Annotated in this window: 13 protein-coding genes; 11 read left to right on the top strand and 2 right to left on the bottom strand. The window is 73.1% G+C overall.

Features of this window, described 5'->3' with window-relative positions:
- Positions 1–85 precede the first annotated feature (85 nt).
- The 8 genes from hutU (at position 86) to ACEZDE_RS10045 (ending at position 10,357) form a co-directional block, all read left to right on the top strand.
- Entirely contained in the window at positions 86–1,756 is a 1,671-nt protein-coding gene (gene hutU, locus ACEZDE_RS10080; protein WP_380534711.1) for a urocanate hydratase, read from the top strand.
- Between the two features lie 44 nt (positions 1,757–1,800).
- Positions 1,801–2,991 (top strand): allantoate amidohydrolase, encoded by a 1,191-nt coding sequence (locus ACEZDE_RS10075; RefSeq protein ID WP_380535121.1) that lies wholly within the window; start codon positions 1,801–1,803, stop codon positions 2,989–2,991.
- Complete coding sequence (locus tag ACEZDE_RS10070; protein WP_380534709.1) at positions 2,982–4,334, top strand: formimidoylglutamate deiminase; 1,353 nt, start codon at positions 2,982–2,984, stop codon at positions 4,332–4,334. The genes ACEZDE_RS10075 and ACEZDE_RS10070 overlap by 10 nt, the downstream gene beginning before the upstream one ends.
- Positions 4,331–5,554: an imidazolonepropionase gene (gene hutI, locus ACEZDE_RS10065; RefSeq protein ID WP_380534707.1), complete on the top strand. Its 1,224-nt coding sequence runs from the start codon at positions 4,331–4,333 to the stop codon at positions 5,552–5,554. Before ACEZDE_RS10070 ends, hutI begins: the two co-directional genes overlap by 4 nt.
- A gap of 309 nt (positions 5,555–5,863) precedes the next feature.
- Complete coding sequence (locus ACEZDE_RS10060; protein WP_380534705.1) at positions 5,864–7,207, top strand: WxL domain-containing protein; 1,344 nt, start codon at positions 5,864–5,866, stop codon at positions 7,205–7,207.
- Between the two features lie 106 nt (positions 7,208–7,313).
- Positions 7,314–8,354, top strand: coding sequence for a WxL protein peptidoglycan domain-containing protein (locus ACEZDE_RS10055; RefSeq protein WP_380534703.1), 1,041 nt, complete (start codon positions 7,314–7,316; stop codon positions 8,352–8,354).
- Positions 8,351–9,526, top strand: coding sequence for a hypothetical protein (locus tag ACEZDE_RS10050; protein WP_380534701.1), 1,176 nt, complete (start codon positions 8,351–8,353; stop codon positions 9,524–9,526). The genes ACEZDE_RS10055 and ACEZDE_RS10050 overlap by 4 nt, the downstream gene beginning before the upstream one ends.
- Positions 9,527–9,529: 3 nt before the next feature.
- Complete coding sequence (locus tag ACEZDE_RS10045) at positions 9,530–10,357, top strand: hypothetical protein (RefSeq protein ID WP_380534699.1); 828 nt, start codon at positions 9,530–9,532, stop codon at positions 10,355–10,357.
- Positions 10,358–10,389: 32 nt separating this feature from the next.
- Here the strand turns inward: ACEZDE_RS10045 and ACEZDE_RS10040 are convergent, their stop codons facing one another.
- Positions 10,390–11,910, bottom strand: a complete 1,521-nt coding sequence (locus ACEZDE_RS10040) for a peptide MFS transporter (RefSeq protein WP_380534697.1) — start codon at positions 11,908–11,910, stop codon at positions 10,390–10,392.
- Between the two features lie 272 nt (positions 11,911–12,182).
- Here ACEZDE_RS10040 and ACEZDE_RS10035 point away from each other — a divergent pair, with 272 nt between their 5' ends.
- The gene (locus ACEZDE_RS10035; RefSeq protein WP_030264200.1) at positions 12,183–12,857 is read left to right on the top strand and encodes a response regulator transcription factor; all 675 of its coding nucleotides are present in this window, start codon (positions 12,183–12,185) and stop codon (positions 12,855–12,857) included.
- Between the two features lie 8 nt (positions 12,858–12,865).
- Entirely contained in the window at positions 12,866–14,122 is a 1,257-nt protein-coding gene (locus ACEZDE_RS10030; protein ID WP_380534695.1) for an ATP-binding protein, read from the top strand.
- Positions 14,123–14,155: 33 nt separating this feature from the next.
- On the opposite strand, the gene ACEZDE_RS10025 is transcribed toward ACEZDE_RS10030, so the two are convergent.
- Positions 14,156–14,644 (bottom strand): GtrA family protein, encoded by a 489-nt coding sequence (locus tag ACEZDE_RS10025; protein ID WP_380534693.1) that lies wholly within the window; start codon positions 14,642–14,644, stop codon positions 14,156–14,158.
- A 260-nt stretch (positions 14,645–14,904) separates the two neighbouring features.
- Here ACEZDE_RS10025 and ACEZDE_RS10020 point away from each other — a divergent pair, with 260 nt between their 5' ends.
- On the top strand, positions 14,905–16,044 hold the full coding sequence (locus tag ACEZDE_RS10020) for a 5-(carboxyamino)imidazole ribonucleotide synthase (protein WP_380534691.1): 1,140 nt from the start codon (positions 14,905–14,907) through the stop codon (positions 16,042–16,044).
- The last annotated feature ends 14 nt before the right edge of the window (positions 16,045–16,058 follow it).

Genomic DNA, 16,058 nt, shown 5'->3' with positions numbered 1-16,058 from the left:
GGCCTCTGGTGCCGTGTCGGATGTTTGGCTATCTTCAGAGAAGAAACGTCTGAATGGATGTATCCACCGAGAGGCCGGGAGAGCCATGACGCAGCACACGAGCGGCCCGCGACCGGTACGGGCGGCCCGCGGCAACGCCCTCACCACGCAGGGCTGGCAGCAGGAGGCCGCCCTGCGGATGCTCATGAACAACCTCGATCCCGAGGTCGCCGAGCACCCCGACAAGCTCGTGGTCTACGGCGGCACCGGCAAGGCCGCCCGCGACTGGCGCTCCTTCGACGCGATGGTCCGCACCCTGCAGACGCTGAAGCAGGACGAGACCATGCTGGTCCAGTCCGGCCGCCCGGTCGGCGTGATGCAGACCCACGAGTGGGCCCCGCGGGTCCTGCTGGCCAACTCCAACCTGGTCGGCGACTGGGCCAACTGGGAGGAGTTCCGCCGCCTGGAGCACCTCGGCCTCACCATGTACGGGCAGATGACCGCCGGTTCCTGGATCTACATCGGCACCCAGGGCATCCTGCAGGGCACCTACGAGACCTTCGCCGCCGTCGCCGCCAAGAAGTTCAACGGCACCCTGGCCGGCACGATCACCCTGACCGCCGGGCTCGGCGGCATGGGCGGCGCCCAGCCGCTCGCGGTCACCATGAACGACGGCGTCGCGATCTGCATCGACTGCGACCGGTCCCGGATCACCCGCCGGATCGAGCACCGCTACCTGGACGTCGAGGCATCGAGCCTCAAGCACGCCCTGGAGCTCGCCGTCGAGGCCCGCGACCAGCGCAAGCCACTGAGCATCGGCCTGCTCGGCAACGCCGCCGAGCTGGTCCCGCAGCTGCTGGCGATGGACGCGCCGATCGACATCGTCACCGACCAGACCAGCGCCCACGACCCGCTGGCGTACCTGCCGATCGGCGTGGACTTCCACGACATGGCGAGCTACGCCGCCGAGAAGCCTGCCGAGTTCACCACCCGGGCCCGCGAGGCGATGGCCAAGCACGTGGAGGCGATGGTCGGCTTCCAGGACAAGGGCGCCGAGGTCTTCGACTACGGCAACTCCATCCGCGGCGAGGCGCAACTCGCGGGCTACACCCGGGCGTTCGAGTTCCCCGGGTTCGTCCCCGCCTACATCAGGCCGCTGTTCTGCGAGGGCAAGGGCCCGTTCCGCTGGGCCGCGCTCTCCGGCGACCCCAAGGACATCGCCGCCACCGACAAGGCCGTGCTCGACCTCTTCCCGGAGAACGAGTCGCTGGCCCGCTGGATGAAGATGGCCGGCGAGCGGGTCCACTTCCAGGGCCTCCCGGCCCGGATCTGCTGGCTCGGCTACGGCGAGCGGGACAAGGCGGGCGAGCGGTTCAACCAGTTGGTCGCCGACGGCACCGTCTCCGCCCCGCTGGTGATCGGCCGGGACCACCTCGACTGCGGCTCGGTCGCCTCCCCCTACCGGGAGACCGAGGCGATGCTGGACGGCTCGGACGCCATCGCCGACTGGCCGCTGCTCAACGCCATGGTCAACGTCGCCTCCGGCGCGTCCTGGGTGTCCATCCACCACGGCGGCGGCGTCGGCATCGGCCGCAGCATCCACGCCGGACAGGTCACCGTCGCCGACGGCACGGCGCTCGCGGGCGAGAAGATCCGCCGGGTGCTCACCAACGACCCCGGCATGGGCGTGATCCGGCACGTGGACGCCGGGTACGACATCGCCGAGGCCACGGCCGCCGAGCGCGGCGTGCGCGTCCCCATGCGCGAGGGCCAGTGAACGTCGACGAGAGGCTCGGCTCCGCCGCCGACGCCCATCGCCGGATGTGGGCCGAGCTGCTGCCGGTCGGGCGCTTCGACGCGTCCGGCGGGTACCGGCGGCACGCCTGGACCGCGGCCGACGCCGAGTGCCGGGCCTGGTTCCAACAGCAGGCCGCCGACCGCGGCCTGGCCTACGAGCTGGACCGCAACGGCAACCAGTGGGCCTGGTACGGCGATCCGACCGCCGACGGCGCGATCGTCACCGGCTCGCACCTGGACTCGGTCCCGGACGGCGGCGCCTTCGACGGCCCGCTCGGCGTGGTCTCCTCATTCGCGGCGCTGGACGCCCTGCGCGAGCGCGGCTTCGCCCCGGTCCGCCCGCTGGCGATCACCAACTTCGTGGACGAGGAGGGCGCCCGCTTCGGCGTCGCCTGCGTCGGCTCCCGGCTCAGCGCGGGGGTTCTGACGAAGGATCAGGCCTTCGCGCTGCGCGACGCCGACGGGGTCGGGCTGCCCGACGCGATGGAGGCGGCCGGGCAGGACCCGTCCGCCCTGGGCAAGGACGGCGAGCGGCTGTCCCGGATCGCCGCCTACGTCGAACTCCACGTCGAGCAGGGCCGGTTCCTGGCCGAGACGCCGCACCCGGTGGGCGTGGCTTCGGCGATCTGGCCGCACGGCCGCTGGCGCTTCGACTTCCACGGCGAGGCCAACCACGCCGGCACCACCCGGCTCGACGACCGCCGCGACCCGATGCTCAGCTACGCCAACACCGTGCTCGCCGCCCGCAAGAAGGCCAGGCTGCGCGGCGCGCTGGCGACCTTCGGCAAGGTCAGCGTGGAGCCCAACGGCACCAACGCCATCGCCTCGCTGGTCCGCGGCTGGCTGGACTCCCGCGCGGCCGACGAGGCCACGCTGACCGCGCTGGTCGAGGAGATCGCGACGGCCGCGGTCGAACGGGCCGAACGGGACGGCGTCCGGGCCGAGGTGGTCCGCGAGTCCTACACCCCGGTGGTGGACTTCGACGCCCCGCTGCGGGACCGGCTGGCGGCGCTGCTCGGCCCCGGCACCCCGGTGCTGCCGACCGGCGCGGGCCACGACGCGGGCATCCTGTCCTCGGCGATCCCCACCGCGATGCTGTTCGTCCGCAACCCGACCGGGGTCTCGCACTCCCCGAGCGAGCGCGCGGACGAGGCCGACTGCCTGGCCGGCACCGCGGCCCTGGCCGACGTCCTGGAGGAGCTGACATGCCGGTGACCCGGCAGTTCTGGGCCGCGCACGCCTGGCTGGACCCGGTGGTCGAGTCCGAGGTGCTGGTCACGGTGACCGCGGACGGCCGGATCGGCTCGGTCACCCCGGACAGCGGCCCGGCCCCGGCCGGTGCCGTCGTGCTGACCGGGCTGCTGCTCCCCGGGATGGCGAACGCCCACTCGCACGCCTTCCACCGGGCGCTGCGCGGCACCGTCCAGGTCGGCAGCGGGACCTTCTGGACCTGGCGCGACACCATGTACCGGACCGCCGACGCGCTGGACCCGGACAGCTACCTGGCGCTGGCCACCGCCGTGTACGCGGAGATGGCGCTGGCCGGGATCACCGCGGTCGGCGAGTTCCACTACCTGCACCACGCGCCGGGCGGGGCCCGCTACGACGACCCCAACGCCATGGGCGAGGCGCTGATCGAGGCCGCCGCGCGGGCCGGGATCAGGATCACCCTGCTGGACACCTGCTACCTCGCCGCCGGTTTCGGCGAGGCCCCCAACCGGCACCAGCGGCGCTTCAGCGACGGCGACGCGGACGCCTGGGCGGCGCGGGCGGGCGACCTCAAGCCCCGCGCGCACGCCCGGCTCGGGGCGGCCGTCCACTCCGTCCGGGCGGTGCCCGCCGAGCAGTTGGGCACCGTGGCCGGCTGGGCCGCGGACCGGGCGGCCCCGCTGCACGTCCACCTCTCCGAGCAGACCGCGGAGAACGACGCCTGCCAGGCCGCCCACGGGCTGACACCCACTCAACTGCTGGACCGGGAAGGCGTGCTGGGCCCGCGCACCTCCGCCGTGCACGCCACCCACCTGACCGGCGCCGACATCGGGCTGCTCAGCTCCGCCTCCGCGGTGGTCTGCATGTGCCCGACCACCGAGCGGGACCTGGCCGACGGCATCGGCCCGGCCCGGCAGCTGGCCGACGCGGGCAGCCGGATCTCGCTGGGCAGCGACAGCCACGCGGTGATCGACCCGTTCGAGGAGGCACGGGCGCTGGAGCTGAACGAGCGGCTGGCCACCCAGCGCCGCGGCCACTGGACCGCGGCGGCGCTGCTGCGCGCGGCGACCGAGGACGGCCACGCCTCGCTCGGCTGGCCCGAGGCGGGCCGGATCGCCCCCGGCGCGCTCGCCGACTTCTGCACCGTCGCCCTGGACACCCCGCGCACCGCCGGGCCCGACCCCCGCCTCGGCGCGGAGACCGCGGTCTTCGCCGCCACCGCCGCCGACGTCAGGGACGTGGTGGTCGGCGGCAGGGCGGTGGTCCGCGACGGAGTCCACCAGACCGTCCCCGACGTCGGCGCGGCGCTGGCCGACGCCGTCTCCGCGCTAGGGAGCCACCGCCCGTGACCAGCACTGACCCCCGTCCCGCCGACCGCGCGGGCGACACCGGCAGCACCCTGGTCACCGGCATCGGCAGCCTGGTCACCAACGACCCGGAGGCCGGGTCCGGCGGCCCGCTGGGCCTGCTCGCCGACGCCGCCGTGGTGCTGGAGGCGGGCCGGATCGCCTGGGTCGGCCCGGCCGCCGCCGCGCCCACCGGCGCCGACCGGGTGTTCGACGCCGCCGGGCGGGCGGTGCTGCCCGGCTTCGTCGACTCGCACTCCCACCTGGTCTTCGCGGGGGACCGCACCGCCGAGTTCAACGCCCGGATGTCCGGCACCGCCTACACCGCGGGCGGCATCCGCACCACCGTCGCCGCCACCCGGGCCGCCACCGACCAGGCGCTGGACGCCAACGTCGCCCGCTACGTCGCCGAGGCGCTGCGGCAGGGCACCACCGTGCTGGAGTGCAAGTCCGGCTACGGCCTCACCGTCGAGGACGAGGCCCGCGCGCTGCGGATCGCCGGACGGCACACCGACGAGACCACCTACCTCGGCGCCCACGTGGTCGCCCCCGAATACGCCGACGACCCGGCCGGCTACGTCGACCTGGTCACCGGACCGATGCTGGACGCCTGCGCCCCGCACGCCCGCTGGGTGGACGTCTTCTGCGAGCGCGGCGCGTTCGACGGAGACCAGGCACGGGCGGTCCTCACCGCCGGGGCGCGGCGCGGGCTCACCCCCCGGGTGCACGCCAACCAGCTGACCGAGGGCCCCGGGGTGCGGCTCGCGGTGGAACTCGGCGCCGCCTCGGCCGACCACTGCACCCACCTGTCCGACGCCGACGTGGCCGCGCTCGCCGACGCCGCCGGGACGACGGTGGCGACGCTGCTGCCGGGCGCGGAGTTCTCCACCCGCGCGGCCTACCCGGACGCCCGCAGGCTGCTGGACGCGGGCGCGACCGTGGCGCTGTCCACCGACTGCAACCCGGGCTCCAGCTTCACCACCTCGGTGCCGTTCTGCATCGCGGTCGCGGTGCGGGAGATGGGGATGACCCCGGACGAGGCGCTGTGGTCCGCGACTGCGGGCGGCGCGGCGGCGCTGCGGCGCACCGACGTGGGCCGGGTGGCGGTCGGCGCCCGAGCAGACCTGGTACTGCTGGACGCGCCCTCGCATGTGCACTTGGCCTACCGGCCCGGGGTGCCACTGGTCGCCGGAGTCTGGTCGGCAGGCCGCCGAGTTGTCTGACGGAGCGTCTGAAAGAGCCCTCCGCAGTCCGCCTGACGCATCGTCAGGCGGGCTTTCGGTTGCCGCGCAGATCCGTCCTGTGCCTTGACTTCTAAATCTGACGGGTCGTCAATAAGCGGCAGCACCGGACCGGCCGCCCCGTCCACTGCTGGGAGAACAAGGGCGGTCGGCCCGTACGGCACCGTGGCGCCGATCGAAGAGTAGTCCTGGTGCACACCGACCGGGAGGGCGGCACCGCGGTGTCCGAGACGGCTGCCACGCAGCGGGCGTGGCGGTGGCCGTACCCTCACCGAAAGGGGCACCAGGAACGTGTCGCACTCGACAGCACCACCCCTCGGAACCACTCCACCCCGGCGCCGGCGCGGCCTTCGGCTGACCGTCGTCGCGCTGCTGGTGGCGGCCCCGACGGCACTCGCGGTCCAGGCGCAGGCGGACACCCCCGGGAGCACCGTCTCCTTCGCGACGACCTGTACCCCCGGCGTCGTCCCGGCCGTCCACGGCACCACCCAGGCCGAGATCAGCGTCGACAACACCACGCCCAAGGCCGGTGACACGGTCACCGTCACCTACGACGTGATCCAGCCCGCCTCGGGCAACCCGACCGCGTCCGACCTTCCGGCCAACACCATCCTGCCGACCGGCACGGTGGTCCTCGGCGGCGGGCAGACCGGCTCGGTGGCGGTCAGCGGCACCAGGACCAACCCGCCGGTGCCCGGCAACGCGCCGTTCCCGGAGTTCAAGATGACCGGCACCTTCACGGTGACCGGTTCCGGGGCGATCACGCTCACCCCGGGCAACTACAACATCAACTCCAACTACATCATCAACCTGGACACCCCCTGCACCATCGACACCCCGCCGGCCGGGGTGTCCAACACCATCACCGCGGGACCGGCGACGGTGCCCAACAACCGTGCCATCACCGACAACCCGGGCTCCGGACCGGCCGGCACCCAGGTCACCGTCAAGGGCACCGGGTTCACCGCCGACAGCGGCGTGATCGTGGCCGGCTTCAGCGGGCAGACCGCGACCGGTGACTCGGCCGTCGCCACCACCGACGCCAACGGCGCGTTCACCGCGCAGCTGACCGTCACCGCGGCGGCGACCACCGGGATCATCGCCTTCGAGGGGGCGCAGTACGACCCCGCGACGGCGGCCCCGCCGGTGCCGTTCAGCGTCACCTCGGTGGTCCCGCCGGGCGGTTCGGCGCAGACCCTGACCAGCACGGTCAAGGGCGGCGACCTGACCATGAGCCAGGCCGGCGACACGGTCACGATGACCTCGGTGGACTTCAGCGCCGGGGGCGCGTCCACCGGCGCGCTCAACACCGTCACGGTCAAGGACGACCGCGGCGGCGCCAGCGGCTGGTCGCTCACCGCGAGCAACACCAACTTCACCGGCCCCGGCACCAGCACCCTGCCGGCCGCCAACCTCAGCTGGACCCCCTCCTGCAGCACCACCGCGGGCAGCCCCAGCACCTGCGCGGCCGGTTCCCCGGGCGCGGTCGGCACCGCGGGCGCGACCCTGGCCAGTGCCCCGGCCGCGGCGCTGACCGGCGGTCAGTTCAGCGTCGGGGCCGACCTCTCGCTGAACATCCCGGCGTTCACCGCACCGGGCGACTACAGCTCCACGCTCACGCTGACCCTGGCCTGAGCCCCCGGGGTGGGGGGGGGCCCCCCCCCCCCCCCCCCCCCCCCCCCCCCCCCCCCCCCCCCCCCCCCCCCCCCCGCACCCTGCTCGCGTCGATGGAGGACCGCCGATGTACCGCCGTGCGCTGACACTCCTGCGGCTGCTGACTGCCCTCCTGCTCACCGCGGGCGGGCTCGCCCTCGTCGGCGGCGGTGGGACGGCCGCCGCCGCCGACAACGGGACCTGGTCGGTCTTCCCGCAGCCCAACGCCGCCGGGAGCGCCTCGCTCACCCCGGACCGGCAGTTCTTCTACCTGGAGGCCGCCCCCGGCACGACCGTGCACGACAAGGTCTCCGTCGCCAACCTCTCCGACCGGCCGATGACCTTCCAGCTCTACGGCGCGGACGCCTACAACACCCCGCGCGACGGCGGCTTCGCGCTGCGCTCCGCCGACCAGAAGCAGACCGGCGTCGGCGCCTGGACCCACCTGGCGAAGAACACCCTCACCGTCCCCGCGCACACCCGCGCAGACGTCCCGTTCACCCTCACCGTCCCGGCCGGGGCCGAGCCGGGGGACCACTCGGGGGCGGTGGTCGCACTGGACACCGCGATCGAGGGGACCAGCAGCAACGGCAGCGTCGCGGTCGGCATCAAGCGGGCCGTCGGCGCCCGGATCTACCTGCGGGTCTCCGGTCCCGCCGTCCCGGCGCTGGGCGTCAGGAACGTGACGGTCGACCGCAGCGCACCGCTGGTGCCCGGTCTGGGCCGGTCCACGGCGACCATCCACTACACCCTGGTCAACCAGGGGAACGTCACCGTCCACCCGGCGCTCAGCCTCAAGGCCACCGGCTGGCTGGGCGGGACGGTGCTCAGCACCAGGCCCACCGACCTCGGCATCGACCTGCTGCCGGGGCAGTCGGTCCAACTGACCGCGCCCTGGCCGCATCCGCCGCAGTTCGACCATGTCAGCCTGACCGTGACGGTGAGCGGCGCGGACATCTCCGGGCACGCCGGGGCCGGGTTCCTGGCCGTGCCCTGGTACCTGGTCGGCCTGGTACTGCTGCTGGCCGCGCTCCTGGTACTGCTCCTGAAGCTGCGGAAGCGGCGGCGGACCGGCGACCACCCCCAGGGCAGCGGCGACGGCCGCGTACGGGTCGGAGCAGCGGCGTGACGGCCCACGGGGCCTACCCGGACCCGGCCCGCTGGGCCCACCCGGCCCGCTGGGCCCACCCGGCCCGCTGGGCCCACCCGGCCCGCTGGGCCCACCCGGCCCGCTGGGCCCACCCGGCCCGCTGGGCCCACCCGGCCCGCTGGGCCCACCCGGCCCGCGGGGCTCGCCGGACTGCTCGCCGGGGCCGCCGCTGGCTGCCGCTCGCGGCGCCGCTGCTGCTCGTCCTGCTGTCCCTCGCCGCACCGACGCCCGCGATGGCCGCGCCCACCCCCGTCCCCGCGCCCGCCGCACCCGCGCCCGCGGCACCCGGCGGGCACGGCACCGTCGCGTTGAACCCCGACTCCGCGCCCCCCGGCGGCACCACCACCGTCACCGGCGCCGGCTGGCCGGTCGGGACGCTGCTCACTGTGCTGCTCTGCGGCCAGAACGCGATCAGCGGCACCGACAGCTGCGCCAGCACCTCCGAACGGGCCGTCACCCCCGCCGCCAACGGGACCTTCACCGTCCGGCTGCCGGTGGTCGCACCGCCCAAGCCCTGCCCCTGCGTGATCCACATCGCCTCGGTCACCGGCGCCGACCTGGTGCTGGACACCCCGTTCCCGGTACTCGGCGTGGCCACCGTGCCGATCGCGCCGCAGCCCGCCAAGCTGCTGGCGCTGACCGCCGAACTCGACGGCTCCGACGGCCCGATGAACTGGTTCGGCGCCCCGGCCCACCGCGACCTGCGGGTGCTGGTGGCCAACTTCGGCAGTACCGCGGTGGCCAACCCGGTGTTCCGGCTGGGCATCTCGCACGGGGTGTTCGCCCCGGCCTGGCAGGAGATCCAGTGGACCGGGACGATCGGGCCCGGCGCCCGGCAGGAGATCACCGTCCCGGTCGACTACGCCTTCGCCGCGCACGGCCGCTACACCGCCGAACTCGACTACGCCGGACATCAACTGGCGACCCGTCAGAACAGCTTGCCGCGCCCGTGGGGAGTGCTGCTGTTCTGGGCGCTGCTCTACCTGGTGGTGCCGGTGGGGCTGTTCAGGACCGGCCTGTACCTGCTCGCCCGGCGGCACCCGTTCCCGGTCCTGGCCCCGGCGGAACCGCCGCCCTCGCTTCCGCTGCCCTGGTTCCCACCGGGCACCGTGCGGCTCCCCGTCCACCCGACCCCCAGCAAAGGAAACTGAGACGTGTACGCGCACCGCAGAAGCTTCACCTGGGCCCTGCTCCTCACCGTCTCGGCGGCGACGCTCGCGCTCGACGCGGGGCAGGCCGAGGCGGCGAACGTCAGCTACGCCACCGACTGCACCCCGCCCAAGATCTCCGGCCTGCCGGTGATCCACGGCACCACCATCGCCGACCTCAGCAGCTCCAAGTCCTCGCCGGTGGTCGGCGACACGGTCACCATCACCTGGAAGACCGTCAAGGCCGCGTCGAACAACCCCGGCCTGGTCGACCTCCCGGCGAACGTGGTGACGCCCACTGGGACGATCACCATGGGCGGCGCGCAGAGCGGCAGCCTGTCGGCGAAGGGCCCCAAGAGCAACCCGGCGACCAAGAAGAACTCACCGATGCAGCTGTCGGCGATGACCGCGAGCGTGAAGCTGACCAAGGCCGGGTCGGTGACCTTCCGCCCTGGTGCGTACAACATCAACGTGGACTACATCGTCCCGACCGACACCTCCTGCAAGCCGTCCGGCACGCCCGGGGTGAGCCTCACCCTGACCGTCGGCGCGGGCAGCAGCGGCGGCGGCACCACCGGCGGCAGCACTACGACCACCGGCGGCAGCAGCACGACCGGGGGCAGCGGCACGACCGGCAGCAGCACGACCACCGGCGGCAGCACCGGGACCACCGGCGGCACCGGCAGCAGCACCACGACCGGCGGCGACCTCGCCGCCACCGGTGGGGACGGTTCCACCGTCCAGGCGCTGGGCCTGGCCGGGGGAACCGTCCTGCTGGTCGGCGCGGCCGTCGCGGTGCTGACGCCGTGGCGCAGACTGCGTCGCTCCCGCTGACCCACCGTCAACAGCCGGCTGTCGCCACGTCGTCACCGCACGTCGCCGAGCAGCCCCTTGATCGTCCGGCGGTACATCAGCACCGCGAACCCGGCCAGCAGCGCTGCCGCGCCCTGGATCGCGAACGAGGCGGTGCCCAGGAAGGAGTCGCCGAGCAGCTGCTGCAGCACCGCCGCGACCGAGTCGCCGACGGTGACCGCGAGGAACCAGATGCCCATCATCTGGCTGGTGTACTTGGCCGGCGCCAGCTTGGTGGTGACCGACAGGCCGACCGGCGAGAGGCACAGCTCGCCGACGGTCTGCACCAGGTAGACCACGGCCAGCCAGAGCGGGCTGACCTCGGCCCCGCCTGAGGCCGCGGCGATGGCCAGCATCATCACCCCGAAGGAGGCGCCGATCAGCACCAGCCCGATGGCGAACTTGGTTGCCGTGCCCGGGTTCCGGTCGTGCCTGGCCAGCCGGATCCAGAGCCAGGCGACGACCGGGGCCAGCGCCATGATGTAGATCGGGTTGAGCGACTGGAACCAGCTGGACGGGAAGTTGAAGCCGAACAGCGTGTTGGCGGTGCTGTCGGTGGCGAAGACGTTCAGGGTCGAGCCGGACTGGTCGTAGATCATCCAGAAGATCGCCGCGGCGGCGAAGAACCACAGGTAACCGGTCAGCTTGTCGCGGTCCGCGCGGTCCAGCTCCCGGTCCCGCCGCATCCGGACCAGCACCAGCACCGGGATCACGATGCCGACCACGGTCAGCGGCCAGATCAGCCAGCCGACCGAGTAGCTGCCGGTGCCCACCACGACCGCGTAGAAGACGACGGCCAGGCCGGTCCACAGCGCGCACTTCCGCAGCAGCCCGGCCCGCTCGGAGCGGGGCAGCGGCGAGCCGACGGTGTCGCTCTCCGGGCTCAGGTGGCGGCTGCCCAGTACGTACTGCAGCAGGCCGACGGCCATACCGGCCCCGGCCATGGCGAAGCCCAGGTGCCAGTTCACGTTCTGGCCCACCGTGCCGATGGCCAGCGGCGCGAAGAAGGCGCCGAGGTTGATGCCCATGTAGAAGAGGGTGAAGCCGCCGTCCCGGCGCGGGTCGTTGCGGTCCGGGTAGAGGTGGCCGACCATCGTCGAGATGTTGGCCTTCAGCAGCCCGGAGCCTAGCGCGATCAGGCCGAGCCCGGCGAAGAAGGACCCTTCGGCGGGGACGGCCAGCAGGAAGTGGCCGCACATGATCACCACGCCGCCGATCAGCACGGTCTTCCGCGCGCCCCAGAAGCGGTCGCTGACCCAGCCGCCGGGCAGTGCCAGCAGGTAGACCAGGGCGTTGTAGACGCTGTAGACGGCCAGCCCGGTACCGGCGGAGAAGCCGAGGCCGCCCTTGGCGACCGGCGCGACCAGGTAGAGCACCAGCAGCGCGCGCATCCCGTAGAAGCTGAAGCGCTCCCACATCTCGGTCATGAAGAGGGTGGCGAGCCCGCGCGGGTGTCCGAAGAAGGTCCGGCCGGAGGGTGCGGGGCTGGCGGGCGGCGCTGCCACGGAGGCAGCGGACACGGGAACAGTCGGCATCGCGGGGGTTCCTTTCGGGTATCCGAGCAATGCTACGTGCGTAGATGTGCGGTTTGTCCCAAGCGGATCAAGGGGGAGTCGGTGGTTGATCTGCCTCCCGACGGGAAGAAATTCGGCATATCGAAGGAAATGCGACAGGATTTTCTTCGCTATGACGCCCAAGGCTCCGTCGCTCTCCCCGTGGCCGTCCCGGCTCCCGGTTTCGGCTGTGACTGAGTTCACCCGCGTCGGAGCGCGCCCTGATCTGCCGTCATGCGCACTACGATCAGGGCATGACCCGTGTACTGCTCGCCGAGGACGACGTAGCCATCTCGGAACCACTCGCCCGCGCGCTGCGCCGCGAGGGGTACGAGGTCGTGGTGCGCGAGGACGGCCCCTCCGCTCTGGAGGCGGGGCTGGAGGGCGGCAACATCGACCTCCTGGTGCTCGACCTCGGGCTGCCCGGCATGGACGGCCTTGAGGTCTGCCGCCGGCTGCGCGCCGACGGCCACGGCTTCCCGGTGCTGGTGCTGACCGCCCGCGCCGACGAGGTGGACACCGTGGTCGGCCTGGACGCCGGCGCCGACGACTACGTCACCAAGCCGTTCCGGCTGGCCGAGCTGCTGGCCCGGGTCCGGGCCCTGCTCCGGCGCGGCACGGTCGACCTGACCACCGGGGCGCACGGGGTGAAGATCGACGTGGAGTCGCACCGGGCCTGGATCGGCGAGGAGGAGCTGCAGCTCTCGGCCAAGGAGTTCGAGCTGCTCCGAGTCCTGGTCCGGGACGCCGGGCGGGTCGTCACCCGCGAGCAGATCATGCGTCAGGTCTGGGACACCACCTGGTGGACCTCCACCAAGACCCTCGACATGCACATCTCCTGGCTGCGCAAGAAGCTCGGCGACGACGCCGCCAGCCCCCGCTACATCACCACCGTGCGCGGCGTCGGCTTCCGCTTCGAGAAGGGCTAGCCCACCGCGTGAGGCGCAGGCTGATCAACTCCACCCTGGCCGTCGTGCTGGTCGTGGTGGCGCTGTTCTGCGCCCCGCTGGCACTGGTCGAGGAGCGCAGCATCCAGAACAACGCCCAGGACCAGGTCACCTCCGAGGCGCTGCACCTGCTCGGGGTGGTCGAGAACCGGCTGGCGGCCGGCGAGCGCATCGAGGCCGAGGCGCTCAACGGGCTGACCAGCCAGAACGCACCGCGCTACGCCGTGGTCGCGGTCCCCGGGCAGGCGAGCATCACTCTCGGTACCCGTCCCGCCGGCGACGACCTGATCAGTGCCACCGAGACCGGTCTGCACGGCGAGCAGGTCACCGTCCAGGAGTCGCGCGCGCCGCTGAACCGGGAGGTCAGGAACATGCTGCTGCTGCTGATCCTGGTCGCGCTGCTCAGCATCCTGGCCGCGGCGCTGCTCGCGGTCTGGCAGGCGCGGCGGCTGGCCCGTCCGCTCACCGAGCTCGCCGAGACCGCCGAGCGGCTGGGCTCCGGCGACCCGCGCCCCCGGCAGCGCCGGTACGGGGTGGTCGAGCTGGACCGGATCGCCGAGGTGCTGGACGCCAGCGCCGAGCGGATCGGCCGGATGCTCACCGCCGAGCGTCGGCTCGCCGCGGACGCCTCGCACCAGCTGCGGACGCCGCTGACCGCGCTGTCGATGCGGCTGGAGGAGATCGCCGAGACCGACGACCTGGGCACGGTGAAGGAGGAGGCCGCGATCGCCCTGGTCCAGGTCGAGCGGCTGACCGACGTGGTGCAGCGGCTGCTCACCAACAGCCGGGACCAGCGGAAGACCTCGGCGGCCACCGCGTTCGAGCTGGACGACGTGATCAAGCAGCAGGCGGAGGAGTGGCGCCCGGCGCTGAGCCGGGCCGGGCGGGCGCTGCACCTGGAGGGCCCGCCGGGGCTGCGCGCGCTGGGCACGGCGGGCGCGGTCGCGCAGGTGCTGGCGGCGCTGATCGAGAACACGCTGATGCACGGTGACGGTGCGGTCACCATCCGTACCCGGGTCAGGGACACCTCGGTGGTGCTCGAAGTGCAGGACGAGGGCGCGGGGGTGTCCAGCGAGCTGGGCGCGCGGGTCTTCGAGCGGGCGGTGAGCGGCCACAACTCGACCGGCATCGGCCTGGCGGTCGCCCGCGACCTGGCCGAGGCGGACGGCGGCCGACTGGAGCTGCTGGCGCAGAAGCCGCCGGTGTTCGCGCTGTTCCTGGGACGACAGGGCGAGGACGTCAAGTGAGGCCGTGAGGCCGGGCCTCGGCTTACGGACCGGCTACCGCGGCGGCTCGGGCAGCGCGGCCAGCGCCGGGTCCGCGGCCGGAACGGCCCGGAACACCCAGGTCCGGTAGGACCAGAAGCGGAACAGGGTGGCGATGGCGATGCCGACCAGGTTGAACGCCATCACCGCGGTCTTGCCGTTCATCCCGGTCATTCCGGTGAGTGCGTAGACCATGCCGGTCTGGATCACCAGGCCGATGCCGCTGAACAGCAGGAACAGGGCGATCTCGCGGGACCGGGTCTTCTTGTCGGCGTCCCGGTACACCCAGTAGCGGTAGCCGATGTAGTTGGTCGCGATGGCGATGCCGGTGGACGCCATGGTGGCCCGGGTGGCCGGGAGCACGTCCAGCATCAGCGGGAGGGTGCCGAACTGGACCACCAGGCCGACTATGCCGACGATGCCGAACTTGGCCAGCTCGCCGACGAGGCGCCGCATCACCGAAGGCGGTGCGGCGGCGGGTTCGGCGTTGATGGTCGTCGTCATCGGTCGGGGCCCGTCTCTCGGTCGGCGGCTCGCGCTGGCGGGAGCACCTCTTCATGCTAGTTCGCACACGGCAGCCCCCCGTCGGGGCGGCACGCGCATCTCATAGGACTCTCACGTTCCCGTGCGGCCCCCAAGGTACCGGACGTGTGTCCGCCCGCGGCCGGTTCATTCACGGCTGTGGACAATCCCACGGCCCACCCTCATAGGCTGCCCGCTGGCCTGCGCGGATACGCCCGGGTCGGCACCGATACCATCGGTCTGTGACATTTCCAGTGGTCGGAATGATCGGTGGCGGGCAGTTGGCCCGCATGGCGCACCAGGCGGCGATCCCGCTCGGCGTGCGGTTCAGGCTCCTCGCGGACACCCCGCAGGACTCGGCGGCGCTGGTGGTGAGCGACGTCGTCCTCGGTGACTACCGGGATCTGGACACGCTGCGGCGCTTCGCGGCCGGCTGCGACGTGGTCACCTTCGACCACGAGCACGTCCCGACCGAGCACCTGCGGGCGCTGCAGGCCGAGGGCGTGGCGGTCAGGCCCGGCCCGGACGCGCTGGTGTTCGCGCAGGACAAGGGGCTGATGCGGGCCCGTCTGGACGAGCTGGGCGTGCCCTGCCCCCGGCACCGGCTGGTCACCGACCCGGCCGACGTCACCGCCTTCGCGGGTGAGGGAGCCGGGTATCCGGTGGTGCTGAAGACCACCCGCGGCGGCTACGACGGCAAGGGCGTCTGGGTGGTCGCGGACGAGGCCGAGGCGGCCGAGCCGTTCCGGGCCGGGGTGGCCGTGCTGGCCGAGGAGAAGGTCGACTTCGTCCGCGAGCTGGCGGCGGACGTGGTCCGCTCCCCGCACGGGCAGGCCGTGGCCTACCCGGTGGTCGAGTCCTGGCAGAAGGACGGCATCTGCCACGAGGTCACCGCCCCCGCCCCCGACCTGCCGCACGACCTTGCGGCCGAGGCCCAGGCGCTGGCGCTGCGGATCGCCGGGGAGCTGGACATCACCGGCCACCTCGCGGTCGAGCTGTTCCAGACCAGGGACGGCCGGATCCTGGTCAACGAGCTGGCCATGCGCCCGCACAACTCCGGCCACTGGTCCATCGACGGCGCGGTCACCTCGCAGTTCGAGAACCACCTGCGGGCCGTGCTGGACCTGCCGCTCGGCGACCCGCGCCCGCGCGCCAGGTGGACCGTGATGGTGAACGTCCTCGGCGGCGACTACCCGGACATGTACCACGCCTATCTGCACTGCATGGCGCGCGACCCCGGGCTGCGGATCCACATGTACGGGAAGGACGTGAAGCCCGGTCGTAAGGTGGGCCACGTCACCGTCTTCGGCGACGACCTGGACGACGTCAGGGAGCGCGCCCGCCACGCGGCGGCGTACCTGCGCGGCGACATCACCGAATGAGCACTGGTAGGGGA

Origin of the sequence: Streptacidiphilus cavernicola (genome assembly GCF_042510955.1) — a bacterium.
Classification (GTDB): domain Bacteria; phylum Actinomycetota; class Actinomycetes; order Streptomycetales; family Streptomycetaceae; genus Streptacidiphilus; species Streptacidiphilus cavernicola.
This window is presented reverse-complemented; position numbering and strand designations above follow the sequence as displayed.

Coding starts and splice junctions, on each gene's coding strand:
- hutU (WP_380534711.1), top strand. CDS start 86: ATGACGCAGCACACGAGCGGCCCGCGACCGGTACGGGCGGCCCGCGGC.
- ACEZDE_RS10075 (WP_380535121.1), top strand. CDS start 1,801: ATGTGGGCCGAGCTGCTGCCGGTCGGGCGCTTCGACGCGTCCGGCGGG.
- ACEZDE_RS10070 (WP_380534709.1), top strand. CDS start 2,982: ATGCCGGTGACCCGGCAGTTCTGGGCCGCGCACGCCTGGCTGGACCCG.
- ACEZDE_RS10055 (WP_380534703.1), top strand. CDS start 7,314: ATGTACCGCCGTGCGCTGACACTCCTGCGGCTGCTGACTGCCCTCCTG.
- ACEZDE_RS10040 (WP_380534697.1), bottom strand. CDS start 11,910: ATGCCGACTGTTCCCGTGTCCGCTGCCTCCGTGGCAGCGCCGCCCGCC.
- ACEZDE_RS10035 (WP_030264200.1), top strand. CDS start 12,183: ATGACCCGTGTACTGCTCGCCGAGGACGACGTAGCCATCTCGGAACCA.
- ACEZDE_RS10025 (WP_380534693.1), bottom strand. CDS start 14,644: ATGACGACGACCATCAACGCCGAACCCGCCGCCGCACCGCCTTCGGTG.